At 70.0% G+C, this 26280-nt stretch carries 25 protein-coding genes and 1 tRNA gene; 17 read left to right on the top strand and 9 right to left on the bottom strand.

The features are described 5' to 3' along the window. Positions 1–40 precede the first annotated feature (40 nt). The 4 genes from ACYCO6_RS13615 to ACYCO6_RS13600 all read right to left on the bottom strand — a co-directional run bounded on the left by ACYCO6_RS13615 (position 41) and on the right by ACYCO6_RS13600 (position 2828). Complete coding sequence (locus tag ACYCO6_RS13615; RefSeq protein WP_459772286.1) at positions 41–1324, bottom strand: amidase; 1284 nt, start codon at positions 1322–1324, stop codon at positions 41–43. A 59-nt stretch (positions 1325–1383) separates the two neighbouring features. Next, on the bottom strand, positions 1384–2163 hold the full coding sequence (locus ACYCO6_RS13610; protein WP_459772285.1) for an SDR family oxidoreductase: 780 nt from the start codon (positions 2161–2163) through the stop codon (positions 1384–1386). Positions 2164–2266: 103 nt separating this feature from the next. Then, positions 2267–2545, bottom strand: a complete 279-nt coding sequence (locus ACYCO6_RS13605; protein WP_459772284.1) for a hypothetical protein — start codon at positions 2543–2545, stop codon at positions 2267–2269. Positions 2546–2690: 145 nt separating this feature from the next. Further along, positions 2691–2828 carry a hypothetical protein gene (locus tag ACYCO6_RS13600; RefSeq protein WP_459772283.1) on the bottom strand — a complete coding sequence of 46 codons (138 nt, stop codon included), beginning with the start codon at positions 2826–2828 and terminating at the stop codon, positions 2691–2693. Between the two features lie 295 nt (positions 2829–3123). On the opposite strand from ACYCO6_RS13600, the gene ACYCO6_RS13595 reads away from it, so the two are divergent. Next, on the top strand, positions 3124–3444 hold the full coding sequence (locus tag ACYCO6_RS13595; protein ID WP_459772282.1) for a hypothetical protein: 321 nt from the start codon (positions 3124–3126) through the stop codon (positions 3442–3444). On the opposite strand, the gene ACYCO6_RS13590 is transcribed toward ACYCO6_RS13595, so the two are convergent. From ACYCO6_RS13590 to ACYCO6_RS13580, 3 genes are all read right to left on the bottom strand, one after another. Beyond that, a complete protein-coding gene (locus ACYCO6_RS13590) occupies positions 3435–3923 on the bottom strand; it encodes a hypothetical protein (protein WP_459772281.1) in 489 nt (162 codons plus the stop codon). The two genes, ACYCO6_RS13595 and ACYCO6_RS13590, sit on opposite strands and share 10 nt — an antisense overlap. Next, entirely contained in the window at positions 3920–4429 is a 510-nt protein-coding gene (locus tag ACYCO6_RS13585) for a hypothetical protein (protein ID WP_459772280.1), read from the bottom strand. The genes ACYCO6_RS13590 and ACYCO6_RS13585 overlap by 4 nt, the downstream gene beginning before the upstream one ends. Before the next feature lie 441 nt (positions 4430–4870). Continuing rightward, positions 4871–4945 (bottom strand) — tRNA-Val (locus ACYCO6_RS13580). Positions 4946–5158: 213 nt separating this feature from the next. Here ACYCO6_RS13580 and ACYCO6_RS13575 point away from each other — a divergent pair. The 9 genes from ACYCO6_RS13575 (at position 5159) to scpA (ending at position 17618) form a co-directional block, all read left to right on the top strand. Beyond that, positions 5159–6202 (top strand): hypothetical protein, encoded by a 1044-nt coding sequence (locus tag ACYCO6_RS13575; protein ID WP_459772279.1) that lies wholly within the window; start codon positions 5159–5161, stop codon positions 6200–6202. A gap of 2 nt (positions 6203–6204) precedes the next feature. Then, complete coding sequence (locus ACYCO6_RS13570) at positions 6205–8388, top strand: glycosyltransferase family 2 protein (protein ID WP_459772278.1); 2184 nt, start codon at positions 6205–6207, stop codon at positions 8386–8388. 171 nt (positions 8389–8559) lie between these two features. Then, positions 8560–9897, top strand: coding sequence for an MFS transporter (locus ACYCO6_RS13565; RefSeq protein WP_459772277.1), 1338 nt, complete (start codon positions 8560–8562; stop codon positions 9895–9897). A 116-nt stretch (positions 9898–10013) separates the two neighbouring features. Continuing rightward, positions 10014–11243 carry a ubiquinol oxidase subunit II gene (gene cyoA, locus ACYCO6_RS13560; RefSeq protein WP_459772276.1) on the top strand — a complete coding sequence of 410 codons (1230 nt, stop codon included), beginning with the start codon at positions 10014–10016 and terminating at the stop codon, positions 11241–11243. Positions 11244–11318: 75 nt separating this feature from the next. Then, positions 11319–13319: a cytochrome o ubiquinol oxidase subunit I gene (gene cyoB / locus ACYCO6_RS13555; protein WP_459772275.1), complete on the top strand. Its 2001-nt coding sequence runs from the start codon at positions 11319–11321 to the stop codon at positions 13317–13319. A 4-nt stretch (positions 13320–13323) separates the two neighbouring features. Beyond that, on the top strand, positions 13324–13956 hold the full coding sequence (cyoC, locus tag ACYCO6_RS13550; protein WP_459772274.1) for a cytochrome o ubiquinol oxidase subunit III: 633 nt from the start codon (positions 13324–13326) through the stop codon (positions 13954–13956). After that, entirely contained in the window at positions 13953–14357 is a 405-nt protein-coding gene (cyoD, locus tag ACYCO6_RS13545) for a cytochrome o ubiquinol oxidase subunit IV (RefSeq protein WP_459772273.1), read from the top strand. Before cyoC ends, cyoD begins: the two co-directional genes overlap by 4 nt. 80 nt (positions 14358–14437) lie before the next feature. Then, on the top strand, positions 14438–15160 hold the full coding sequence (locus ACYCO6_RS13540) for an SURF1 family protein (protein WP_459773559.1): 723 nt from the start codon (positions 14438–14440) through the stop codon (positions 15158–15160). Between the two features lie 292 nt (positions 15161–15452). Continuing rightward, positions 15453–17618, top strand: coding sequence for a methylmalonyl-CoA mutase (gene scpA, locus ACYCO6_RS13535; protein ID WP_459772272.1), 2166 nt, complete (start codon positions 15453–15455; stop codon positions 17616–17618). A 275-nt stretch (positions 17619–17893) separates the two neighbouring features. Here the strand turns inward: scpA and ACYCO6_RS13530 are convergent, their stop codons facing one another. Beyond that, on the bottom strand, positions 17894–19009 hold the full coding sequence (locus ACYCO6_RS13530; RefSeq protein WP_459772271.1) for an alpha/beta hydrolase: 1116 nt from the start codon (positions 19007–19009) through the stop codon (positions 17894–17896). Positions 19010–19226: 217 nt separating this feature from the next. On the opposite strand from ACYCO6_RS13530, the gene ACYCO6_RS13525 reads away from it, so the two are divergent. Both ACYCO6_RS13525 and rpsD read left to right on the top strand, forming a co-directional pair. Next, entirely contained in the window at positions 19227–20861 is a 1635-nt protein-coding gene (locus ACYCO6_RS13525) for an alpha-D-glucose phosphate-specific phosphoglucomutase (protein ID WP_459772270.1), read from the top strand. Positions 20862–21319: 458 nt separating this feature from the next. Beyond that, positions 21320–21937, top strand: a complete 618-nt coding sequence (gene rpsD / locus ACYCO6_RS13520) for a 30S ribosomal protein S4 (RefSeq protein WP_160532252.1) — start codon at positions 21320–21322, stop codon at positions 21935–21937. A gap of 66 nt (positions 21938–22003) precedes the next feature. Here the strand turns inward: rpsD and ACYCO6_RS13515 are convergent, their stop codons facing one another. Further along, entirely contained in the window at positions 22004–22318 is a 315-nt protein-coding gene (locus ACYCO6_RS13515) for a hypothetical protein (protein WP_459772269.1), read from the bottom strand. 108 nt (positions 22319–22426) lie between these two features. Between ACYCO6_RS13515 and ACYCO6_RS13510 the strand changes: the two genes are divergently transcribed. From ACYCO6_RS13510 to ACYCO6_RS13490, 5 genes are all read left to right on the top strand, one after another. Beyond that, complete coding sequence (locus tag ACYCO6_RS13510; protein ID WP_459772268.1) at positions 22427–22777, top strand: DUF2293 domain-containing protein; 351 nt, start codon at positions 22427–22429, stop codon at positions 22775–22777. Between the two features lie 80 nt (positions 22778–22857). Beyond that, positions 22858–23067, top strand: a complete 210-nt coding sequence (locus ACYCO6_RS13505; protein ID WP_459772267.1) for a TOBE domain-containing protein — start codon at positions 22858–22860, stop codon at positions 23065–23067. Between the two features lie 260 nt (positions 23068–23327). Next, positions 23328–24419, top strand: coding sequence for a tRNA (adenosine(37)-N6)-threonylcarbamoyltransferase complex transferase subunit TsaD (gene tsaD, locus ACYCO6_RS13500; RefSeq protein ID WP_459772266.1), 1092 nt, complete (start codon positions 23328–23330; stop codon positions 24417–24419). Beyond that, on the top strand, positions 24416–25276 hold the full coding sequence (locus tag ACYCO6_RS13495; RefSeq protein ID WP_459772265.1) for a GNAT family N-acetyltransferase: 861 nt from the start codon (positions 24416–24418) through the stop codon (positions 25274–25276). Before tsaD ends, ACYCO6_RS13495 begins: the two co-directional genes overlap by 4 nt. Beyond that, positions 25273–26271: an NAD(P)H-dependent glycerol-3-phosphate dehydrogenase gene (locus tag ACYCO6_RS13490; RefSeq protein ID WP_459772264.1), complete on the top strand. Its 999-nt coding sequence runs from the start codon at positions 25273–25275 to the stop codon at positions 26269–26271. The genes ACYCO6_RS13495 and ACYCO6_RS13490 overlap by 4 nt, the downstream gene beginning before the upstream one ends. Positions 26272–26280 lie beyond the last annotated feature (9 nt).

Below are 26280 nucleotides of genomic sequence, written 5' to 3'. Positions count from 1 at the left end.
GCGGGGGAGCGGCCCCCGAGCGATCCGGACGGAGGCGGCCTCAGCCCGCCAGCGCGGCCTCGATGCCGGCCCCGATCGCCAGCAGCCGGCGGTCCGCCCCGTGCCGGGCGAGGATCATCAGCCCCACCGGCCGGGCGAGTCCCGGCATCGGCAGGGACAGGCCGGTGAGGTCGAAGAAGTTGCCGAAGGCCGTGTTGCGCAGCATCAGGCGGTTCGCCGCCAGGAAGGCTGCGTCGTCCGCCTGGAGCGGGGCCATCAGCGGGGCCGTAATCGCCGTCGCCGGGAGCGCCAGCACGTCGATGGGGGCGAGCCGCCGGTCGAAGGCGGCGATCAGCTCGGCCCTCCGGCGCATCGTCCGGATGTACCGCGCCGCCGTCGCGGGACGGCCGGCCACGATCCGGCGATGGACGCGCGGATCGTAACGGCCGGCCTGGCTGTCCAGCCAGTCGGCATGGATCGCTGCCGCCTCGATCGCCGCGATGGAGCCGTCCGGCAGCGCCGCCTCCATGGCGGCGAGGAGGTCGTCGACAGGGTGGTCGGTCACCCGGGCGCCGGCGCGGGACAGAAACGCCAGCGTGCGCTCGAAAGCCTCAGCCACGAGCGGCTCCGTCTCGGTCAACAGGAGGCCCCGGGGCACGCCGATGCGCAGCCCGGCGACGCCGAATGTCACCAGGGGCTCGGGCTCCTCACCCGCCATCACGGCATCGGTCGCCGCACACGCCGCCACCGTCCGGGCGAGCGGACCGAGCGAATCGAGGGAGAACGACAGGGGGAAGGCGCCGTCCAGGGGGACGCGGCGGGCAGTCGGCTTGAAGCCCACCACGCCGTTCAGCGAGGCCGGAATCCGGACGGAGCCACCGGTATCCGATCCGACCGAGATGTCGCTCGTGCCATGCCCCACCGAGACGCCGGCGCCGGAGGACGAGCCGCCCGGGATGCGCTGCGGATCGGCGGCGTTGCCGGGCGTGCCGTAATGCGGGTTCAGCCCGAGCCCTGAGAAGGCGAATTCGGACATGTTGGTCTTGCCGATGATCACCGCACCGGCCCGGCGCAGGCGGGCGACCACCGGCGCATCGGCCTCGGCCGGGGCTTCGTCCGCCAGGAGGACGGAACCGGCGCAGGTGGTCTCGCCGGCCACGTCGAGCAGGTCCTTGATCGACACGATCGCGCCGTCGAGGGGGCCGAGCGAGATCCCGTCCCGACGGCGCGCATCAGCGGTCTCGGCCGCCGCCCGCGCCTCGGCCGGATAGAGCCGGGTGAAGACCGCCGGATCCCCCTCCCCGATTCGGGCCAAACGCTCCTCGACGGTCTCGCGTACGCTCATGATCCTCACCGCACGATCTCCCGGGCGCACCCTTGCAAGCGGGAGGCCCGTTCCCACGCTCAGAACGTACCGGGATAGGCGCCGCCATCCATCAGCAGATTCTGGCCGGTGATGAACCCGGCGTGCCGGCTGCACAGGAACGCGCAGGCGGCGCCGAACTCGTCGGGCTGGCCGAAGCGGCCGGCGGGGTTGTCGCGGGCCCGCGCCTCGAGGAACGCCTCCACGGTGGTGCCGGCCTTAGCGGCGCCCGCGGCGGCGTTGCTGCGGATCCGGTCGGTGTCGAACGGGCCCGGCAGCAGGTTGTTGATCGTCACATTGTGCCGCACCGTCTGCCGCGCGAGGCCGGCCACGAAGCCCGTCAGCCCGGACCGCGCACCGTTGGACAGCCCGAGATGCTCGATCGGCGCCTTCACGGCCCCGGAAGTGATGTTGACGATCCGGCCGAACTTGCGGGCGATCATCCCGTCGACGGTCGCCTTGATGAGCGCGATCGGCGCCAGCATGTTGGCGTCGAGCGCCCGGATCCAGGCCTCGCGGTCCCAGTCCCGAAAATCGCCGGGGGGCGGCCCGCCGGCATTGTTGACCAGGATGTCGGGCTCGGGGCAGGCCGCCAGGGCGGCGGCCCGGCCCGCCTCGGTGGCGATGTCGCCCGCGACGGCCGTGACCGTGGCCCCCGTCTGGCGGCGGATTTCCGCGGCGGTCTGCTCCAGCGTCTCCGCGTTGCGGGCCGTGATCGTGACCGCGACGCCTTCGCGGGCGAGCGCCAGGGCGCAGCCCTTGCCCAGTCCCTTGCTCGCCGCGCAGACGAGCGCCCGGCGCCCGCTCAAGCCGAGATCCATGTGAGGTCTCCGAGAACCGCCCTCGCCGCGAGGGCTCCCGCCGCGTCATAGCCTGCCGCCGGCGCGCTTCGAAATCCGCCCCGGACGCGCTCTCTTTAGCGCCTCAGGCGCACTCGCTGTAGCCGGACCGCTCGGCCTCCTGACGGGCCAGGCTCAGGACACGTCGGCGCCCCTGACTGTCGCCGATCGCCAGCCAGTGGCGCACCAGGGCACAGAGTTCGCCGGCATCGCCGTCCGGCGGCTCGTCCAGGAACGTCTCCGCCGGAACGTTCAGTTCGCGCGCGAGCCGCTCGAGCAGGGCGCCGTGGCGGCCGGTGAGCGGTTCCCGCGCGGGGCTGCTGGGCGGCGGCTGAACCGGATGCACGATCTTGAGCAGGGTCATGCCTGAGCAATGGCGACGGCGGCGGAGAGTTCTCGCACCTTCGGCGCACGGTGAAGAGGGGCTTAACCGCGTCCCGCGCCCGCCCGGCATCGCTCCAGGGCGGGTACGCGGCGCGAAGGCGGGCCTTCCGGTCCGGATCCGGCGCTCACCAAGTGCGCAGGTCGCGGGCACCGGGCGCGTCCGGGAACTCCTCCATCTCCGGGGCGACGAAACCGGCCCACAGGAGAGCCACGATCCCCGTAAGGATCGGAAGGACGGTGCTGAGGACGAGGCTGAGCGTCACGGCGTCCCTGCCGGGCAGTCGGGTTGGATACGACGAGGTGCCGGATGTTTGTCCGGAAAGTTGTTTTCGCGAGATTAAGTAGGTTGGTCGTATTGCGGATGCCGAGGCGTAGGCCCCGGAAAGCCCGTAGTGCCCGGTCTGCGGCCCGGCACGGTGCCCAGTCCGTTCGTTCGCGCGCCTGGGCCGAGCCGGTCTGTCCACCGCGAAGGGGTCGCGGCGTCAGCACCCTTCATCGGATTGTTGCACCGCGGACCTATGGCAGCCGTCGCGGACTCGTCCGGAGGGAGGCTGCCGCATGCCGGCCCACTTCTGCATCAACCCCCTCGATCCGTATGCCGAGCAGGAAGTGCTCGTGACCTACGACGAGGATCGGCCGCTCGCGGTGATCAAATCCGTCGTCGACGACGGGGGATACGACCTGCTGCCGGATCTGTCCGAGGCATGCGTCCGGATCCTGCAACTCGAGATCGCGGTGTATCGCGGCCAGATCGAGCCTTACGCCTGGGCGCAGCACGCGGTCGACGTTCTGGCAGCGCCAACGACGGCGCAGAAGGCGTCACGCCGTCCGGCTGACACCCCGACCGGCAGGTCCGCGCCCGGACCCGTTCAGGGCTGAACCGCCTCCTGGGTCAGCGCGCCGAACTCGCTCACCATGCATTCATGCATGCGCCGCAGCCAAGCCCGCGCCTCAGCGGTCTGGATCTCCGCCCGGTCGGCTCGGTCGGCCGCGGCGCGGGCCTGCTCCTCGGCGCGTTCGGCCCGTGCCACCGCCCCGCGCAGCATGGCCTCGGCGTGGCGGGCCCGATCCTCGGCCGCGCGCGCCGAGGCCTCAGCCTCGCGCACCGAGCGCTGCGCGTCCCGGACCGAGTCGCGGGCGCTCTTCTGCATCGTCCGAAGCCGGACGGCGACGCCGCGCACGGCGTCCAGGGAGGCCGACCAATCGTCGCCCTCCGCGTGCGTGGCCGGAGGCGGACTGCCACCCGAGAACAGGGCCACGACGCGGTCGATCGGGGCCGGCTTGCCATTGCGCGGCTCGATGGGGCCGACCGGCGCGAAGCTTTCCGGCGATGCGGCCGTCGCTCTGGCACCGCTCATGCCGCGGCCTGATCCGTCAGATCCGAGAACTCGGACAGGATCGCCTCCTGGACCCGCCCGAGCCACTCCTCGGCCTGCCGGGCGCGTTCCTCGGCGGCGCGGGCGCGCGCCTCGGCCGCCTTCGCACGCTCCTCGGCGGCGATGATCTGCGCCTCGGCGCGCACCTGGGCTTCCCGGGCCTGTATCTCCGCGACGCGAGCCCGCTCGTTCGAGCTGTTGATGTCCTCCCGGACCCGCTCCAGCACGTGTTCGATGCGCTCCTCACGCTCGCGGGCCTGCGCCTCGACCTCGCGCGCTTGGCGGGCTGCAGCCTGCACCCGGTGGATCAGCGCGTCCCAATCCTGCGGCGCCGATTGCGGGGTGGGGAGCTCGGCCTGGTCGTTCATCGACGAAACAACCCGCAGGACACTGCCGAGATTGGATTCGGGCGCAGCGTTCGGTTCGCGCTTCGCCTTGTCAGCGGGCCGAAACCGAGGGTCGCTCAGAAGCCGCTGCAGCTCGCTCACGGAACCTCGTCTCCCTGCCGGTGGTAACCTGATCCGACTAAGCTGTTTAAAATGGTTAACAAAGCATTAAAGCTCGTTCGAGCGGGTGTTGAAATATTAATACAGCGGGCTGCCGACGCCGCCTGTTCGCGCGATGCGTGCGCGACTGATCCCAGGCCGGCCCGACGGGCGTGGTCTATGATGGGTTTGGTCCAAGGCTGCCGGCGGCGTGCGGTGGCCGCTGCCTTCCCGGCGGATCTGCGCCCGGTTCTCGCCGAACCACCTACGCGGCGCTGCCAGAGCCCACGATCTGGACTGACGGCAAGGCAGTGGATGCTTTTGGTAGCGACCGAATTTCGGGGTGTCTGGGCAGATCGCCCGGCCCCCGAGGTTCATCGAACCTGCGTCCACTACGCAAATCGGGGTCTTCGAAAAAATCCACCAAGCTGTCCAAAGGCTCAGTGGTGGGCGCGACAGGGATCGAACCTGTGACCCCTACCATGTCAAGGTAGTGCTCTCCCGCTGAGCTACGCGCCCGGGCCGGAGCCGTGCGGGCTCCGGTGGGCCGGGCCTATAGCGGCTGCTCGCCGAGGGCGCAAGCGGAACATGCGCGTCGCAGGTTCGATCGGCCGTCCGGGCCCGCCAGACCGCGGTGGTGCACGCCGGCGGAAAAATGCGGTATGGGCCTGCCGCCGGCATCCGGCCGCGCCGCGCCAGACGGGGCCGGCACCCCGCCTCATACTTCGGGACATGCGCTACTTCATCGACCACGATCAGGGCGATTCGATCCGCGGCTGGATCGTGCCGGACAATCCTCTCGCCATCAGCCGGGTGGCCGTCTCCGTCGACGGACGGCGCGTGGCCGAGGTGCCGGCCAGCGTCACGGACGAGGCCTTCAAGCGCAACGGCTGGCACGCCACCGGGCAATGCACCTTCGTGGTCACTCAGGCCGAGGTGCCGGGGCTGCCCGAGTTGCCGCGCCTCGAACTCTACGACGCCGACACCAACGTGCTGGTCTATCGCCGCGTGCCGCCCGAGGGGCTGGTGCGGCTGCGCACCATGCTGATCAACACCGGCATCGAGCCGGAAACCACTCTCCAGACGGCGCTTTTTCCATATTTCCAGCATTGCTACTTCGGCATCCACAAGCTGCCGGACGAGATCCTCACCTGCGTGCTGACCGGCCCTGCCGCCCCCTCCGCTCTCCTGTCGGGGGCCGTGACCATCCCGCGTTATGAGAACTTCATGACGCCGGACCTGATGATAACCGCGATCCTGCTGCAGGACCCACATGTCGAGATGGCGACCCGAATGCGCTGGTTGAAGGCGCGGGCCGGCGACGCCGCCGATCCCGCGCGCAACTGGCGCCTTGGTCCCCTGGCCGAAGCCGCGGCCTTTGCGGAGGATTACGACTTCACCGATGCGAAGAGCCTCAAGCGCTTCTTCCGGATGCTGCCGGAGCCGGCCTACCGGCTGCTCTACAACCCGCTCACCCGCCAGCTTGGAACCCGCATGCCGGAAGACCGCCTGCACCCCGGCAATTCGATCGCCGCGATCGAGATCCTCGCCCGGGTCGGCATCGTCGGCCACAAGGCCCGGTTCCATGCTTTCGCGTCGACGCTGTTCGACCGTCTCGGGATCAGCACGCCGATCCCGGCCCTGCCTCCCGTGCCGGCGGAGACGCAGGCGCTGGCCGAGCGCCTGAAGTCCGTCAAGGCGGTCGAGGAGATGATCGTGTTCGATGTCGCCATGTCTGATGCCGTGAAGGCCTCGGTGGACAAGAGCTGGAGCTGACCGTGCATGCGACCGGGCCGGGGGCGCCCGAACTCCGCCTCCCGCCGGCACGCGTCACCGGTGTCGGGGGCAAACGGCGCACCCTGCCGGCTCGGGTGGCCTCCGACGGGCTGCGCGTCGCGCTGCCCGGGCTCGCGGGCCGCTGGGTCGAGATCATCCTGTCCAACGATCCGGCCGACGGCCGGGACACCGTCCCGGACATCAGCTTCGTCGGCCCCGACGGGCGCCCGGGGACGCTGCTGCCTCAGGAGGCGCGGGGCGCCGGCGCCTTCGCGTGGGTCGGCCGCCTGCCCGAGGACGTCACCGAACTCCGCGTGGCCGATCCGTCCGGACGGGTCCCGGCCCGGCTGCGCCGGATCGCGGTCCGGCGCCTCGCCCGGCCGATCCTCGCCCTGCGCGGCCTCCTGCGCGAGCCCGCCCTCACCGGCCAGGCGCTCTACTGGCGGATCCTCGGCAAGAAGGTGCGAGCCCGGGGCTTCCTCGGACGGGCGCTGCACCACCGCCGCGTGACCGGCTACGAGGCCTGGATCGGCGCCCACGCCCTGCGCCGGTCGGAGCGGGACGGCATCGCCGCCGAGATCGCCGGCTGGGCTGACCCGCCCCTGATCTCGGTGCTGATGCCGGTGCACGACCCCGACCCGAAGGTGTTGCGGGCCGCCCTCGCCTCGCTGCGCGCGCAGCTCTATCCGCACTGGGAATTGTGTGCCGTCGACGACGCCTCCACGCGGCCCGCGATCCCGCGGATCCTGAGCCGCGCCGCCGGGGCTGATCCGCGCATCCGCGTGCTCACCCGGGGGGAGAACGGCCACATCGCTCGGGCCACCAACGACGCGCTCGGGCTGGCCCGCGGCGTCGCCTGCGCGTTCATGGACCACGACGACGCCCTCACCGAGGATGCCCTCTACGAGGTCGCCCGGGCGCTGCGCCGCGATCCGGACTTGGTGCTGATCTACAGCGACGAGGACAAGATCGACGGGCGCGGTCGCCGCTTCGATCCGCATTTCAAGGCCGGCTTCGACCGCGAACTGCTCTACGCGCAGAACTACGTCAACCATCTCACGGTGGTCCGGACCGAGGCCTTGCGGGCGATCGGTGGTCTGCGTCCGGGCTTCGAGGGCAGCCAGGACCACGACCTGCTACTGCGGCTGACCGACGGTCTCGATCCCGCCCGCATCCGCCACATCCCGCGCGTGCTCTACCACTGGCGCGCCGCGCAGGGCTCCGGCACCTTCTCGGACCGGGCGCTCGCCCGGGCGGAGGCCGCGCGCCTGCGCGCCCTGGAGGAGGTGGTGGCGCACTGGGGCGGCCGGGTCGAGCGCGGACCCGGGGGCTTCAATCGCCTGATCCGCCCCCTGCCGGAGCCGCCGCCCCGGGTCTCAGCCGTCATCCCGACCCGGGACCGCGCCGAGATCCTGTCGGTGACCCTCGACGGGCTGCTCAACGCCACCGACTACCCCGACATCGAGGCGGTCATCGTCGACAACGACAGCCGGGAGCCCGAGACCGCCGCCCTGTTCGCCCGCTACCGGGACGATCCGCGGGTGCGCGTTGTGAAGGTGACCGGCGCCTTCAACTTCTCGGACCTGTCGAACCGGGGCGCGGCGGCAGCCACCGGCTCGGTGCTCCTGTTCCTCAACAACGACATCGAGGTGCTGGAGCCGGGCTGGCTCACCGAGATGGTGCGCCACGCCGTCCGGCCGGAGATCGGCGCCGTCGGGGCGAAGCTGCTCTATCCGGACCGGACGATCCAGCACGGCGGCATCGTGCTGGGGATCGGGGGTGTTGCCGGCCACAGCCATCTGGGTGCGCCGGACGCGGATCCGGGTTACTTCTGCCGCATGGTGATCGCCCATGAGGTCTCGGCGGTCACGGGCGCCTGCCTCGCCATGCGGGCCGACGTCTTCGCGCAGGTCGGCGGGTTCGACGCGGTCGACCTGAAGGTCGCCTTCAACGACGTCGATCTCTGCCTGAAGGTCCGCCGGGCCGGCTACCGCATCATCTGGACGCCCTTCGCCAAGCTGATCCACCACGAGTCGAAGAGTCGGGGCGCCGAGGACACGCCGGAGAAGCAGAAGCGCTTCGAAGGCGAGGTGCTGACCATGCTGGAGCGCTGGGGCCCCGAGCTGCGCGCCGATCCCTACTACAACATCAACCTGTCACGGAATTCCGCGCATTACCGGGTCTGAGCCGCGCGGGCTCTGCGCGCGCCGCCGGTTGGACTGCGACCACGCGGTGCTATGCATGCGTCAGTGGGTGAACTTGCGTCCAGAGCCGGTTGCGATACCTGTGGACATGCCGCATGAGGCGGTTCCGGCCAGGATGCGCCAGCGCGCGCACGGCGAGGGCGGCAGCCAAAGATGAGTTCGAACACACCCATGGCCTCGGCCACGATCCTGGAGCGCGACGCGCAGCGGGCGATGGGGGACCATAAGGTCCACCCGAACGAGATCGCCATCGGCGTGGTGATCGGACGGGCGTCCGAATACTTCGACTTCTTCGTCTTCGGCATCGCCTGCGTGCTGGTCTTCCCGAAGGTGTTCTTCCCCTTCGTCGATCCGCTGAAGGGAACTCTCTACGCCTTCTCGATCTTCGCCCTCGCCTTCATCGCCCGCCCGGTCGGCACCGTGCTGTTCATGGCGATCGACCGGCGCCACGGCCGCAGCGTCAAGCTGACCACCGCCCTGTTCCTGCTCGGCGGGTCGACAGCGGCGGTGAGCTTCCTGCCGCGCTACGACAGCATCGGCATCTCCGCCGTCTACATTCTGGCGGGTCTGCGGGTGCTGCAGGGTCTGGCGCTCGGCGGCGCCTGGGACGGCCTCGCCTCGCTGCTCGCCATGAACGCCCCGCGGGAGCGGCGCGGCTGGTACGCGATGATCCCGCAGCTCGGCGCGCCACTCGGCTTCATGGTGGCGAGCGCCCTGTTCTCGTTCTTCCTGGTGAACCTCGACGAGGCCGACTTCATCGACTGGGGCTGGCGCTTCCCGTTCTACTGCGCTTTCACCATCAACGTGGTCGCCCTGTTCGCCCGGCTGCGCCTCGTCGCCACCGACGAGTTCGCCCGGATGATGGATCTTGACCGGCTGCGCCCGGTGCCGGCGCTGGAGCTGTTCCGCCACCATGCGGGTGACGTGATGCGCGGCGCCTTCGTGCCGCTCGCCGCCTTCGCGCTGTTCCACCTCGTGACGATCTTCCCGATCGCGTGGCTCGCGCTCAACAGCACCACACGCTCGCCCGGCGAGTTCCTGATCGTGCAGTTCTCCGGCGCCATCGTCTGCGCCGGCGCGGTGGCAGCCTCCGGGCTGATCGCCGACCAGATCGGTCGCCGCAAATGCCTGATCATGAGCGCCTCGCTGATCGGCTTCTTCGCCCTCGGCAGCATCATCGCGCCGCTCCTGTTCGGCGAGAGCGCCATCGGCCAGACAATCTACGTCACGATCGGCTTCATGCTGCTCGGGCTCGCCTACGGCCAGACTGCAGGCGCCGTGACGGCCCGGCTCGGCAACCGCTACCGCTATACCGGCGCCGCGCTGACCTCCGACTTCGCGTGGCTGCTCGGGGCCGGGTTCGCACCGCTCGTGGCGCTGTTCCTGTCGCAGCGCTACGGCCTGGCCATGATCGGGGTCTATCTCCTGTCCGGCGCGGTCTGCAGCCTCGTGGCCCTGTTCACCGACCGCTCGGAACTGCGTCAGATGTAGCCGGTCCGTCGCGCGGCCCGGGCCGCGCGGCCTTCCAGTGGCTGACAGGAACGCCGCCTCCACGCGGCAACGGCAGAGACGCCGCGGCAGCGGCATGGGATAACGAGACGCGACCTGTGACCTCTTCAACCCCTCGACCGGACAGGACCGATACCGCGCAGGGCCGGGGCGGCCGCGGGCGGCGCTTCCTGCCGCTCCTCGCCCTGCCGCTCCTGACCCTGCTGGGCGGCTGTAACCTCGTGGTCCTGCACCCGGCCGGCTACGTGGCCGAACAGCAGCGCAACCTCGTGCTGGCCGCCACAGGGCTGATGCTCCTGATCATCGTCCCGGTGATCACCTTCACGTTGATCTTCGCGTGGCGCTACCGCGCCACCAACGAGGACGCGGTCTACGATCCCGAATGGCACCACTCGACCCAGCTCGAGGTGCTGATCTGGACGGCGCCGCTGATGATCATCATCGCGCTGGGGGCCCTGACGTGGATCGGCTCCCACACGCTGGATCCGTTCCGGCCGCTGAGCAAGCTCGACCCGAAGCGCGACGTCCCGGCCGGCACCCAGCCGCTGGAGGTCGAGGCGGTGGCCATGGATTGGAAGTGGCTGTTCCTCTACCCGCAATACGGGATCGCCACAGTCAACGAGCTGGCCGCCCCGGTGGACCGCCCGATCCGCTTCAAGATCACCGCCACCGACGTGATGAACACGTTCTACGTGCCCACGCTCGCCGGCATGGTCTACGCGATGCCCGGCATGCAGACCCAGCTCCACGCGGTGATCAACCGGGAGGGTGCCTATGAGGGCCGCTCGGCGCATTACAGCGGTGCCGGCTTCTCGAACATGTTCTTCAAGTTCCACGGCCTGACCAACGAGGGCTTCGACCAGTGGGTCGCGAAGGCCAAGGCGGAAGGCGGCGACCTCAGCCAGGAGGCCTACCTGAAGCTCGAGGAACCGAGCGAGGCCGAACCGGCCCGCTTCTACAAGTCCTACATGAAGGGCCTCTACGACCGGATCATCGGCATGTGCCCCCGGCCCGACCAGATGTGCGTCGGCGAGATGGCCAAGATCGATGCCCAGGGCGGGGCCTCGGGTGAGGAAGCGGCGGCGAACTACAAGCGGCTGCAATACGACAACCGCCTGTCCGAGCGCGGCGTCGAGGGGCCCGGCGCCACATCGCCGGCCTCGGAGACGGGCCCGCACGGGCAGGTGCAGCCTCAGGGCATGCAGCCGCGGCCCGATATGGGCAACCCCGAAGTCCGGGAGCAGAAATCGCCCGACAGCCAGGGCAAGGGCTCCGGTGAGGGCCAGAGCGAGGGCGGCCAGATCGCGCCCAAGCAACTGAACCAATGAAGCCGCTCGTGATGAGAGCGGAACCCACACACAAGACCGGCGGTCGCCGTCGAACCCACTGAACGGGCCGATCCCATGTTGGCAAACTTGGACTTACAGCAGCTGATCCTCGGGCGATTTACGATCGAGCAGATCCCCTACCACGAGCCGATCCTGCAGGCGACGTTCGCCGGGGTGGCGGTGGTCGGCCTCGCCGTGCTCGGCGTCATCACCTACTACCGCTTCTGGGGGCCGATGTGGCGTGACTGGATCACGTCGATCGACCACAAGAAGATCGGCATCATGTATTGCATCTTTGCGGGGGTGATGCTGCTGCGCGGCTTCGCCGACGCGATCCTGATGCGCTCACAGCAGGCGGTCGCCTTCGGTTCGGAGCAGGGCTTTCTGCCGCCGCACCACTACGACCAGATCTTCACCGCCCACGGCGTGATCATGATCTTCTTCGTGGCGATGCCGTTCGTCACGGGTCTCATGAACTTCGCCGTGCCGCTGCAAATCGGCGCCCGCGACGTTGCCTTCCCGTTCCTGAACAATTTCAGCTTCTGGATGACGGTCGCCGGCGGCATGATAGTGATGGTCTCGCTGTTCGTCGGCGAGTTCTCCCGGGCCACCTGGCTCGCCTACCCGCCGCTCTCGGAGGCCTCCATGAGCCCCGGCGTCGGCGTCGACTACTATATCTGGGCGCTGCAGATCGCCGGTATCGGCACGCTGCTGTCGGGCATCAACCTGATCGCCACCATCGTGAAGATGCGGGCGCCCGGCATGACCATGATGAAGCTGCCGGTCTTCGTCTGGTCGTCGCTCTGCACCAACATCCTGATCGTGGCCGCCTTCCCGATCCTCACGGCCGTTCTCGCGCTGCTGTCGCTCGACCGCTACGTTGGCACGCATTTCTTCACGAACGATCTCGGCGGCAACGCCATGCTGTACTTCAACCTGATCTGGATCTGGGGCCACCCCGAGGTCTACATCCTGGTTCTGCCGGCCTTCGGCGTATTCTCGGAGATCACCTCGACCTTCTGCGGCAAGCGCCTGTTCGGCTACACCTCGATGGTCTACGCGCTGGTGGTCATCACCATCCTGTCCTACCTCGTGTGGCTGCACCACTTCTTCACGATGGGCTCGGGCGCGGACGTGAACTCGTTCTTCGGGATCACGACCATGATCATCTCGATCCCGACGGGTGCGAAGATCTTCAACTGGATGTTCACGATGTACCGCGGCCGGATCCGGTTCGAGGTGCCGATGCTCTGGGTGGTGGCGTTCATCGTCACCTTCGTGATCGGCGGCATGACCGGCGTCCTCCTCGCGGTGCCCCCGGCCGACTTCGTGCTGCACAACTCGCTGTTCCTGATCGCGCACTTCCACAACGTGATCATCGGCGGCGTGCTGTTCGGGATGTTCGCCGGCGTGACCTTCTGGTTCCCCAAGGCCTTCGGCTTCAAGCTCGACGAGTTCTGGGGCAAGGTGGCCCTCGGGTTCTGGGTGACCGGGTTCTACGTCGCCTTCATGCCGCTCTACGTGCTCGGCCTGATGGGTGTGACCCGGCGCATGCAGCACTTCGACGACCCGTCGCTGCAGGTCTGGTTCGTGATCGCGGCCATCGGCGCGGCGCTCATCGCCTGCGGCATCGCCTCGCAGATCATCATGTTCGTGGTCTCGATCCGGAACCGCGACAAGCTGCGCGACCTGACCGGCGATCCGTGGGGCGGCCGGACCCTCGAGTGGTCCACCTCCTCGCCGCCGCCGGCCTACAACTTCGCCTTCACGCCGGTGGTCCACGATTCCGACGCGTGGTGGGACATGAAGAACCGCGGCTTCGACCGCCCGCTCAAGGGCTACAAGCCGATCCACATGCCCAAGAACACCGCGACCGGCGCGATCTTGGCGGCCCTGAACTTCGTCTTCGGCCTCGCCATGATCTGGTACGTCTGGTGGCTGGCGGCGCTGAGTTTCGTGGCGATCTTCGTCGTCGCGATCGCTCATACCTTCAACTACGACCGCGACTTCTATATCCCCGCCGACGCCGTCAGTCGGACGGAAGGTCAGCGGACGCGCGAACTGGAGATGGCGTGATCCGATGATGCACGCAGAGACCGCACCCCCCGGCGCCGCGGCGCCGGTCTTCTACCAACTCGACGAGGAGGGCCATCACTCCGAGGGCTCGACCATGCTCGGGTTCTGGCTCTACCTGATGAGCGATTGCCTCATCTTCGCGACGCTGTTCGCGACCTACGGGGTACTCGGGCGCAGCTACGCGGCCGGGCCCACTCCGAAGGAGCTGTTCGACCTGCCGGGCATCGCGGTGAACACCGCCATGCTGCTATTCTCGTCCATCACCTACGGCTTCGCCATGCTGGAGATGGACCGGGACCGGATCAAGCAGACCCAGATCTGGCTCGCGGTGACCGGCTTGTTCGGTGCGGCCTTCGTGTTCCTGGAGATCCGGGAATTCGTCCACCTGTTCCACGAGGGCGCGCCGCCCTGGCGCAGCGCCTTCCTGTCCTCGTTTTACACCCTGGTCTCGACCCACGGCCTCCACGTCTCCATGGGCATCCTGTGGCTGATCGTGCTGATGGTTCAGGTGCGCAAGCGCGGGCTCATCGTCGAGAACAAGCGCCGGCTGATGTGCCTGTCGATGTTCTGGCACTTCCTCGACCTGATCTGGATCGGCGTGTTCACGGTCGTCTACCTGATGGGAGTGCTCGAATGAGCGCCGACGTGCACCACATTGCCGCGCCCGCGGGGCACGGCCACGACTCACATGGCAGCAGCCATGGCGGGCACGGCACCTTCCAGAGCTACATGACGGGCTTCGCCCTGTCGGTGATCCTGACGGTCATCCCGTTCTGGCTGGTGATGGGCAACGTGCTCGACAACAGCCTCGTCACCTCCCTGGTCATCCTGGCGCTCGGCGGCGTCCAGATGGTGGTGCACGTCGTCTACTTCCTGCACATGAACACGAAGTCGGAGGGCGGCTGGACCTTCATGGCGCTGATCTTCACCATCACGCTGGTGGTGATCATGCTCGCAGGCTCGGTGTGGGTCATGTACCACCTCAACCACAACATGATGCCGATGGATGCCCACGACGTCATGAACAACGCCCGCTGACCCGGCCTCCGGATCGGGAGCCTTTGGGACCGGCGGGGGGCGCCGGTCCCGGTGCCGGCCCCTCCCCCGCCCGCCCCTCGCTGCTGCGGCGCATCATCTTCGGCGTCGCCGCGGCGATCGTCTTCGTCGTGCTCCTCGGTCTCGGCACGTGGCAGGTGGAGCGGCGGGCCTGGAAGCTCGACCTCATCGCCCGGGTCGAAGCCCGGGTCCACGCGCCGGCCGTGCCGGCGCCCGGTTCCGCCGAGTGGTCGCGCATCGGCCCCGAGGACGCCTACCGGCACGTGCGGCTCTCGGGCACCTTCCTGCACGATCGCGAGACCCTGGTTCAGGCCGTCACCGAGCGCGGCGGCGGCTTCTGGGTGCTGACGCCGCTCCGCCGCCCCGACGGCAGTCTCGTGCTGGTCAATCGCGGCTTCGTGCCCGGCGACCGCCGGGATCCGTCGAGCCGGGAGGCCGGGCAAGTCTCCGGCGAGATCACGGTGACCGGCCTGCTGCGGCTGACCGAGCCCAAGGGTGCCTTCCTCCGCTCCAACGATCCGAAGGACGACCGGTGGTATTCCCGCGACGTGGCGGCGATCGCGGCGGCGCGAGGCCTGACCGAGGTCGCCCCCTACTTCGTGGATGCGGATGCAACGCCCAACCCCGGCGGCCTGCCGGTGGGCGGCCTTACGGTGGTCGCCTTCCCCAACAACCACCTCGTCTACGCGATCACGTGGTACGGGATGGCGCTCATGCTGGCGGGCACGGTGGTCTACCTCCTGCGGGGTGGCCGCGGGAACGACCGGGTTTTCAGCGAGCGCTGAGCGCAGTCGTTTCACGCTGCGCCTTTCCCGGGCGCATGGAGCGCCGACGGAGCCCGACCCGGGCTCCAGCGCGGAACGACGCGAAGCGTCCCTGAATCGATCTGTGCCGCTTCGCGGCGACTCTCGTGCCGGATCCCGGATCACCTTCCACTGCGGTCCAGGAGTCCGGGAAAGGGGCACACTGCGTCCGCGGCTGCGTCCTGCGCCTCGGAGAGGCTGGACCACAGGGGGAGTAGCCCGCTCCAAGCGGGTCTCTATAATGGCGTGACAAACGCCACAACGAGTCAACGCCATGACCTCCCGCATCCCGAACTTCGCCGAAATTCCGCTCGCCGGCGAACCGCTCGCGGTTGCGGCGCCGGCACTCGGCGAACCCTGGATGACGCCGGAGGGCATTCCGGTGAAGGGGCACTACGGTCCGAAGGACCGGGCGGGCATCGAGTTCCTCAACACCTATCCGGGCATCGCACCGTTCCTGCGCGGTCCCTACCCGACCATGTACGTCACCCAGCCCTGGACGATCCGGCAATATGCCGGCTTCTCCACGGCGGAGGATTCGAACGCCTTCTACCGGCGCAACCTCGCGGCCGGGCAGAAGGGCCTGTCGGTGGCCTTCGATCTCGCCACCCACCGCGGCTACGATTCCGACCACCCCCGCGTCTCGGGCGATGTCGGCATGGCGGGCGTGGCGATCGACTCGATCTACGACATGCGCACGCTCTTCTCGGGGATTCCCCTCGACGAGATGACCGTGTCGATGACGATGAACGGCGCGGTGCTGCCGATCCTCGCCCTCTACATCGTCGCCGCCGAGGAGCAGGGCGTGCCGCCGAGCAAGCTCGCGGGCACGATCCAGAACGACATCCTCAAGGAATTCATGGTCCGCAACACCTACATCTATCCCCCCAAGGGATCGATGCGGATCATCTCGGACATCTTCGCCTACACGTCGAAGAACATGCCGAAGTTCAACTCGATCTCGATCTCCGGCTACCACATGCAGGAGGCCGGGGCGACGAACGACCTGGAACTCGCCTATACTCTTGCCGACGGCGTCGAGTACATCAAGGCGGGCCTCGCGGCCGGGCTGACCATCGACCAATTCGCCCCGCGCCTGTCGTTCTTCTGGGCGATCTCGACCAACTTCTTCATGGAGATCGCCAAGATGCGGGCCGCGCGCCTGATCTGGGCGAAGCTCGTGAAGGGGTTCGAGCCGAAATCGGAAAAGTCCCTGGCGCTGCGCACCCACTCGCAGACGAGCGGCTGGTCGCTCACCGCCCAGGACGTGTTCAACAACGTCACCCGCACCAACATCGAGGCCATGGCGGCGACGCAAGGGGGCACGCAGTCGCTCCACACCAACGCGCTGGACGAGGCGCTGGCCCTGCCCACCGACTTCTCGGCCCGGATCGCCCGCAACACCCAGCTGTTCCTGCAGCAGGAGAGCGGCACCACCCGGATCGTCGATCCCTGGGGCGGCTCCTACTACGTGGAGAAGCTCACCGCCGACATGGTCGCGCGGGCCTGGGAGCACATCCGCGAGGTGGACAGCCTCGGCGGCATGGCCAAGGCGATCGAGGCCGGTATCCCGAAGCTGCGGATCGAGGAGGCCGCCGCCCGCGCCCAGGCCCGGATCGATTCCGGCCGCCAGACGATCGTGGGCGTGAACAAGTTCAAGGCCGACGACGACATGGCCATCGAGCTGCTGCGGGTCGATAACGGCAACGTCCGCCGGCTCCAGATCGACAAGCTCAAGCGCCTACGCGCCGAGCGCGACGAGGCTGCGGTAACGGCCCGGCTGGAGGCTCTGACCCGGGCTGCCGAGGGCACCGAGAACCTGCTCGAGCTCGCCGTCGACGCCGCCCGCGCCAAGGCGACGGTGGGCGAGATTTCCGAGGCTCTGGAGAAGGCCTGGGGCCGGCACCGCGCCGAGATCCGCTCGATCTCCGGCGTCTACAAGCGCGAGGTGGGGGGCATGTCGCCTGTGGTCGAGGAAGTCCGGGCGCTGGTCGAGGCGTTTGAGGAGAATGACGGACGTCGGCCGCGCATCCTGGTCGCCAAGATGGGCCAGGACGGGCACGACCGTGGCCAGAAGGTGATCGCCTCGGCCTTCGCCGACCTCGGCTTCGACGTGGATATCGGGCCGCTCTTCGCCACGCCGGCGGAGGCCGCCCGGCAGGCGGTGGAGAACGACGTGCACATCGTCGGCGTCTCGTCGCTGGCCGCCGGCCACCTGACCCTGGTGCCGGAGCTGAAGGCGGCTCTGGTGGAGCAGGGCCGGGACGACGTGATGATCGCCATCGGCGGCGTCATCCCGCCGGGCGATTACGACGCCCTCACCGCGGCCGGCGCCTCGGCGATCTTCCCGCCCGGCACGGTGATCGCCGAGGCGGCCGCCAAGCTGATCCGGGCGCTGAACGAGCGGCTGGGCTACGCGGCGCGGCAGGCGGCGGAGTAGGGCGGCCTCTTCCGCGGCGGGATTCGCTGCCCTGGCCCGCGCCGCGGTGAGCGATGCGGGCCGAGGCCCTGCCCTGACGCGTCGGCCCGCCCCACCCTCGACCTCATCCTGAGGAGCCGGAGCGCAGCGGAGGCCTCGGAGGCGGATTCCAGGGATCAAAGTGCATTCTGAAGGGCTCCTTCGAGGCCCGCTGACGCGGGCACCTCAGGATGAGGGGGGATGGGTGGCGACCCCGGGCGCAGGGCCTGCGGCCGCCGCGTCTTGGGGCCAGCCCCTCAGTTCAGCGCCTGCGGGTCCGCCTCCGTCAGGAAGGCCCCGACCTCGTGGAGGAACTGCATGCGGTTCTTCTCCATCATCACCGTGTGGGTGCCCTCCCCCAGCTCGACGAAGCGCTTGTAGGGCGCGTGCGTGAGCTTGGTGAAATACTCCTGCGCCTGGTAGCTCGGCAGGTCCGCGTCCCACTCGGCGTGGATGATCAGCACGGGCACGCGGATCTCGCCCGGGTCATAGAGCGGCTTGCCCGCCGCCCAGTAGGCGTCCTTGTCGGCGACCGTGCCGTTCGGGGCGCGCAGGACGGGCGGCGACTGCTTCGCGCCGACCGGATCGGTGGCGAAGGTCGCGTCGGCCCACTGATCGAACCAGCCCGCCGGGATCAGGTCGGCCTTCTTGTCTTCGGGCACGCCGGTCAGCCAGCGCGTCCGGGCGCTGTCCCGACTGACGGTTCGATAAGCGCCCACCTTCCCGCCGCCGCCGATCAGGCCCGGCGTCCGCGCCAGCCATTGCGGCGCGTAGAGGACAAGCCGGTTGACCTTGTCGTTGTGGGTGCTGGTGTAGAGCCCCATGGTCGAGGTCCCCCAGGACCAGCCCATCAGGTTGATCTTTTCGACCCCGCGCCGCTTGGTGATGAAGTCCACCACCTGCCCCACCACCTTCGCGGCATCCGGGGTGCGCATGAGTGGCGGGTTATCGACCGGCGGCGCGTCCATCGCGGCTGGGCGCCCGGACAGGCCGTAGCCCGGCAGATCCACGCAGTAGACGTCGAACCCCAGGCCCGCGAGGTAGTCCATGGCCGACATCCCGCCGAGCGGCAGGTCGAAGGCCGTGGAGGACGGGTAGGTGGACCCGTGCACGTAGAGCAGGATCTGGTCGCCCGGGAACCGGTCGGTTCCGGCGGGGCGCTTGTTGCGCACGTAGATCTCGACCCCCGGCTCGCTCCAGGGCAGGCGGAACTCCTCCGTCTCCAGCCGGCCCGAGGGGGCCGCCGCTTCCGCCGGCAGAGCCGCCACAGCCGCACCGGCCGCGAGCGCACCGATGAGGTGACGCCGCGGAAGCCCCCTGCCCGGCCGCGGGCTGTTCGAGTCCGATCGTGTCCGCGATGGTCTGTCCGACATGGTGTCCTCCCGTCCGCCTTATGCGGAGGCTGAGGCAATTCAACCGCTCGTTGCCGACCGGCGCAACGGTTCGCCTCACAGGTCCGCTCACAGGGAGCGGGTTCCGTCGCCCAATCCGGCGAAAGCGCGTGAAAAACGTCAGCCCCTGTTGCCGGGGCTGGTGACGCCGCGCCTCCGGGCAGGCATTGAGGCGGGAGATCCAGGGAGACGCCCGCCCATGACGACTCCGAAGACCGTCGCCACCACGCCCTTCCCCGACCAGAAGCCGGGGACCTCCGGCCTGCGCAAGAAGGTGCCGGTGTTCCGGCAGCCGAACTACGTCGAGAACTTCGTCCAGGCGATCTTCGACACGCTCCCCGACAAGGCGGCCGCGACCCTGGTGCTCGGCGGCGACGGGCGCTTCCTCAACCGCGAGGTGGTGCAGACAACGCTCCGGCTCGCTGCCGGCAACGGGTTCGGCCGGGTTCTGGTCGGGCGCGGCGGCCTGCTCTCGACGCCCGCCGCCTCCTGCGTGATCCGCAAATCCAAGGCGATCGGCGGCATCGTCCTGTCGGCGAGCCACAACCCGGGCGGGCCGGACGGCGATTTCGGTATCAAGTTCAACGCCGCCAATGGCGGCCCGGCGCCCGAGTCGGTCACCGACGCGATCTTCGCGCGCGCGAAGGCGCTGACGGAGTACCGCCTCGTCGAAGCCCCGGATCTCGACCTCGACACGCTCGGCGAGACCCGCCTCGGCGCCATGACGGTCGCGGTCATCGACCCGGTGGCCGACTACGCCGAGCTGATGCGCACGCTCATCGACTTCGACGCGGTGTCGCGCCTGTTCGCCTCCGGCTTCCGCATGCGCTTCGACGCGATGAGCGCGGTGACCGGCCCCTATGCGACGGCGATCTTGGAGGGCATGCTCGGCGCGCCGGCCGGCACCGTGGTCAACGCGGTCCCGAAGGAGGATTTCGGCGGCCATCACCCCGATCCGAACCCGGTCCATTGCCACGACCTGTTCGACCTGATGCAGGGTCCGGACGCGCCGGATTTCGGTGCCGCCTCGGACGGCGACGGCGACCGCAACATGATCGTGGCCCCGGGCCTGTTCGTGACGCCGAGCGACAGCCTCGCCCTGCTCGCCGCCCACGCCCACCGGGCTCCGGGCTATGCGGGCGGTCTCGCGGGGGTCGCCCGATCGATGCCCACGAGCCGCGCCGCCGACCGGGTCGCGGCCGCGCTCGGCATCAAGGCCTACGAGACGCCCACCGGCTGGAAGTTCTTCGGGAATCTTCTGGACGCAGGCCTCATCACGCTCTGCGGCGAGGAGAGCGCCGGCACGGGCTCGAACCACGTGCGCGAGAAGGACGGGCTCTGGGCGGTGCTGCTCTGGCTCAACATCCTCGCCGCCACGGGCGAGCGCGCCGACGCGCTGGTCCGGGCGCATTGGCGGACCTACGGGCGCGACTACTACGCCCGCCACGATTACGAGGAGGTCGAGGCCGACGCCGCCAATGGCCTGATGGACGCGTTGCGCGAGAAGCTTGCCGGGCTCCCGGGCACGCGGATCGGCGACCTCACCGTCGCGACGGCCGACGAGTTCGCCTACCGCGATCCCGTCGACGGCTCGCTCACCGAGCGCCAGGGCATCCGCATCGGCTTCGCCGAGGATGCGCGGGCGGTCTTCCGCCTCTCCGGCACCGGCACCGCCGGGGCGACGCTGCGGGTCTATCTGGAGCGCTACGAGAACGCGCCGGACCGGCTCGATCTGCCGGTGGCCGAGGTCCTCGCCCCGGTGGCGGCGGCGGCCCGCGCGGTCGCCGAGATCGAGCCCCGCACCGGCCGGGCCGAGCCCAGCGTGGTGACCTGACGGGGGCGCAGATACCCGCTGCGCTTCACGTCGTTCTCGCTGAAGCGGCTCGGGCAGGGCGCCGTCTGTGCGGGCGGAGCGAAGCAACCCAGCGGCGCCACGTCCCTCGATGTCGCGTTGCTCTGGGTCGCATCGCTGCGCTCGCGACGACGGAGGGAGCGGCTGACCGGGCGGTTCAGCCAGAGCCGGGCGGGCAATCGCTGGCCATTCGGGCCTGCCGACGTTTCGCGGCTCCGTCCCCGGACCGCGGCCGCCCTGTTCTCCTTCATGAACCGCCCGGTGGTTGACCGCGGCGCCACGGTCCCCTAAAGACGCGGCCGTCGATGGGGCTCCGCACGGGGCCCCGTCGCGTTTTCATGCGCACCCGTGGGCGGGATCCTCCCGCCCTGTCGTCCCGGACCTGACGTCTGGGAAAAGGAGGGCGCGTTCCTCAATCCCGTCACGCGAGGACGCGAAACATGTCGAAGCGGATTCAGGCCAAGCACAAGCTCGACCGCCGCATGGGCCAGAACATCTGGGGCCGCCCGAAGAGCCCCGTCAACCGCCGCGAGTACGGCCCGGGCCAGCACGGCCAGCGCCGCAAGGGCAAGATGAGCGACTTCGGCACGCAGCTGCGCGCCAAGCAGAAGCTCAAGGGCTACTACGGCAACATCACCGAGAAGCAGTTTCGCCGCTACTACGCCGAGGCGATCCGCCTGCGCGGCGATTCCGGCGAGAACCTGATCGGCCTGCTCGAGCGCCGCCTCGACGCCGTGGTCTACCGGGCGAAGTTCGTCGCCACCCCGTTCGCCGCACGCCAGTTCGTCAACCACGGGCACGTCAAGGTGAACGGCGTGCGCGTCAACATCCCGAGCTACCAGGTGAAGGCCGGCGACCTCATCGAGGTCAAGGAATCCTCCCGCCAGCTCGAGATCGTGGTCGTGGCGACCCAGCTCTCCGAGCGCGACGTGCCGGACTACATCGAGGCCGACCACGCCAAGATGACCGCCCGCGTCACCCGCATCCCCAGCCTGTCCGAGGTGCCCTACCCGGTGCAGATGGAGCCGAACCTCGTCATCGAGTTCTACTCCCGCTGAGGCTGTCCCGGAGACGGTATCGATGGAGGGGCTGCCCACGCGGGCGGCCCCTTCGCGTTTTCGGGCTCAGCAGCCGTGGCAGATCGAGCCCATCGTGTGACGCATCTTGGCATCCCACGCCTTGGAGCGCGCTTCCGCGGCCTTCTGGGCCTTGGCCATCTCGGCCTCGTTCACGGATCGCTGCGGGAGCGCCGAGGGGTTGCCGGGGGGCTTGGTCTGTCCCGTGGCGGTGACGCGGCGGCCGCCGATCACGGGGGAGGCCGGAGCCGGGGACGCGTTCGAGCCCGTGCCGGGGGTTGTGTCGGGAGCCGGGCTCTGGGCCAGGACTGGCGGCGCCCCGAGCAGAAGACCCAGGATCACCGCGTGACGAAGAACTGCCATGGACCTGATCTCCCCGGCGGGGAACCGTTCGCCTGCCCCGCTCTATTCGCCCGCGATCCTAGCCGATCACGGTCGTGAAATCATGCGGTGCGCGCGGGCTTGCAGCCAATGAGCGACGTATTCCCACCCCGGAACCGCCGCGAGGCCGTGGCCGAGGCGCTCGCCCATCTCGCCCCGCGCCTGCCTGCCTTCGAGGCCGAAGCCGCTCTCGACCGGGCGCTGGCGAGCCCGGGCCTGCGCCGGGCCGCGCCCGGCACCGCCGCACGTCTCGCGCTCATCGCCTATGCCCGCCACGTCTTCACCGATTACGACGCGCTGCTGGCCGAGGGGTACGACCGCGACAGCGCCCGGCACTTCGTCCTGGACGATCTCAACGCCGCGCTCGCCGCCTGGGGCGCCCCGTCGATCCCGGAGGAGGATGCGGAGACGTCCGACGATCCCGACGCGGATCCGCACTGAGGTGGTCGCGCGGGACATCGCCATCCTGTAGGAGACATGCGAGGCCGCCCTGTGCGGTCAGCGGAGCTTCGCAGCCCATCATGAAGATCAGCGCGCGCAACGTCATCAAGGGTACGGTCGTCTCGGTCGACAAGGGCGCGACCACGTCTCACGTCCGGATCGAGATCAGCCCCGGCCAGGTGGTCACTGCCTCGATCACCAACGAGGCGGTCGATTCGCTCAAGCTCGTCGCGGGCGGCCCCGCCTATGCGGTGATCAAGGCCTCCGACGTGATGGTCGCCGTCGACTGAGGCGACCGGGTTCGCGCCGGCTGTCGGGGCACGGGCGGCCACGGGCATGCATCCGTCCCCCACATCCTGAGGTGCTCGCGCCGGCGGGCCTCGAAGGAGGGCCTTCAGGGATCGCGTGCGGGCTGGAGGGCTCCCTTCGAGGCGCACGCGACGGCGCGAGCACCTCGGGATGAGGCTGCGGATGGGAAGATCCACTGACACCCGGCCCTGCCCCGATCGGGTGGGCGTCGGCCTTCGCGCCGCGACCGCCGGCGGATAGGATGCGGTCCGGACAAGGAGTTTCGCGCGTGCAGACCACCGTACTCGGCATCGAGACCACCTGCGACGAGACTGCCGCGGCGGTGGTGTCGGTCGACGAGGATGGGCAGGGCCAGATCCGCGCCAACGAGGTGCTGAGCCAGATCGCCGAACACGCGGCCTACGGGGGCGTCGTGCCGGAGATCGCCGCCCGCGCCCATGTGGAGGTGCTCGACCGCCTGATCGCCCGCGCCCTCGACCGGGCCGGGATTGGCTTCTCCGAGCTCGACGGGATCGCGGTGGCGGCCGGGCCCGGGCTGATCGGCGGCGTGCTGGTGGGCCTCGTCACGGCCAAGACCCTGGCGCTCGTCACCCGCAAGCCCTTGCTTGCCGTGAACCACCTGGAGGCGCACGCCCTCACGGCCCGGCTAACCGACGGGATCGCCTTTCCCTACCTGCTCCTGCTGGTCTCGGGCGGCCACACCCAGCTCGTCGCCGTGCGCGGCGTGGGCGATTACGTGCGGCTCGGCTCCACGGTGGACGATGCCATCGGCGAGGCCTTCGACAAGGCCGCCAAGCTCCTCGGCCTCGGCTATCCCGGCGGTCCCGAGGTGGAGCGCATGGCCGAATCCGGCGATCCCGAGCGTTTCGCCCTGCCCCGGCCGATGCTCGGTCGCCGGGAGGCCGATTTCTCCCTGTCGGGTCTCAAGACCGCCCTGCGGATCGAGGCCGAGCGGATCGCCCCGCTGGCCGAGCGCGACATCGCCGATCTCTGCGCGAGCTTCCAGGCCGCGGTCGTCGACGTGGTGGTGGACCGCGCCCGGGTGGCGCTGCGCGCCTTCTCGGACGTCGCCGGCCGGCCCACCGCCCTGGTGGCGGCGGGGGGTGTGGCGGCCAACGGTGCCGTCCGGCGGGCGCTGGCGGCACTGGCCGGGGAGGCGGGCCTCGGCTTCGTGGCCCCGCCTCTGCCGCTCTGCGGCGACAACGGCGCGATGATCGCCTGGGCCGGGCTGGAGCGCCTGCGCCTCGGTCTCGTGGACGATCTCACCGCCCCGGCCCGCCCCCGCTGGCCGCTCGCGGCCGACCGGGCCCGCGCGGCGGTCCCGGCCGGATGAGCGAGGCGGCACGGCGCGCGCACTGGCGGGATCTGGTCGCGCGCCGCCTGCCCGCCTCCGCCCGCCCGGACTGGCCGGTCCGCTTGGACCATTGCTTCGCCCGCATCCTCCTCGACAATGCCTGCGGCGGGCCCTGGCGCGAGCACGTGCGCCCACCCGCTCACGCCAACATGCCGGCCGACCTGCTCGAGGCCGGGATCGCGCTGGGCGAGGCGGTGCTCGCCGGGGCAGCGGATCTCGCGCTCCTGAATCGCCGCTCGCTCGCGTGGCGCGGCAAGATCGCCGTCGCGACCGTGCCCGTCGCCGTCCGGCAAGGCGACCTGACCCTGCGCCGCTGGCGGCCGGACGATACGGCACCCTTCGCGGCGCTCAGCGCCGACCCGACGGTGATGGCCTGTTTCCCGCGTCCGCGGACCCCGGTGGAGAGCGCCGCCGAGGCCGGCATCTTCGACCGCCGGTTCGTGGCGGACGGGTTCGGACCCTGGGCGGTGGAGCACGGGGACCGGTTCATCGGCTTCGTCGGCGCGATGCGGATCATGCGGCCCCTGCCCTTTCCGGGCGGCGACCGGCCCGGCACGACGGTGGAGCTGGCCTGGCGCCTGGCCAGGGACGCGTGGGGACAGGGCTTCGCGACCCGCGCCGCGCGACGGGCGCTCGCCGACCTGTCCGAACGCTGTGGCATCCGTGCTGTCGTAGCCTTCACGGCGGCCGGCAACGTGCGATCCCGGGCCGTGATGGAGCGCCTCGGCATGGTCGCGGCCGGGGTGTTCGAGCATCCGGCCGTTCCGGACGGGCCCCTGCGCCGCCACGTGCTCTATCGGCTCGATCTCGCGAATTCCGGGGAAGTTGCGGCATGAGTACGGGGATACCGATCAACGTCGTCGGCGGCGGCGCCTGGGGAACGGCGCTCGCCAATGCCGCCGCCGGGGCCGGGCATCCCGTGTCGCTCTGGCTGCGCGACCCGCAGGCCGCGGCCACCCTCCAGACCGAGCGGGTCAATCCGCGCTACCTGCCGGGCGTGCCGCTCCATCCGGCGATTCGCGCGACGGCCGAGGCCGACGACCTCGCGGGCGCCCGGGCGACGCTCCTGGTCGTGCCCGCCCAGACCGTGCGCGGGGTCCTGGAATCCCTGCGCGGCCCTCTGGGCTCGGCCGGGCCGGTGATCCTCTGCGCAAAGGGGATCGAGCGCGGCAGCGACTGCTTCATGAGCGCGGTGGCCGAGCAGGTCCTGCCGGCGGGCACGCCCGTGGCGGTGCTGTCCGGCCCGAGCTTCGCGGCCGACGTCGCCCGGGGACTGCCCACCGCCGTGACCCTGGCGGCGGCCGATGCCGGACTTGCAGCTTCCCTGACGGCGCTGCTGTCCGGGCCGAGCTTGCGCCTCTATCACACCGACGACGTGCGCGGCGTCGAGATCGGCGGCGCCGGCAAGAACGTGCTCGCCATCGCGTGCGGCATCGTGGCGGGCCGCGGTCTCGGCGAGAGCGCCCGGGCGGCGCTGATCGCCCGCGCCTTCGCCGAGCTGATGCGGTTCGCCCGCGCCTTCGGGGGGCGGCCCGAGACCCTGATGGGGCTCTCCGGCCTCGGCGACCTGGTGCTGACGGCGTCCTCGCCGCAATCGCGCAACTTCGCCTTCGGCCAGCGGCTCGGCGCCGGGGCGAGTCCCGCGGAGGCCGCGGGCGGCAAGCTCGCCGAGGGCGCGTTCACGGCCGCGGCGCTCACGGGCCTTGCCGCGGCACGCGGTATCGAGATGCCGGTGGCGGAGGCCGTGGCGGCGATCGTGGCGGGCTCGGCCGGGGTCGAGGACGTGATCGCCGGCTTGCTGGCTCGCCCCTTACGCGGCGAGACGGATTAGAGCCTGATG

Source organism: Methylobacterium sp. CM6257, assembly GCF_054611515.1.
Note: the sequence above shows the minus strand (reverse complement) of the source record. Positions and strands in the feature narration are given on the sequence as shown.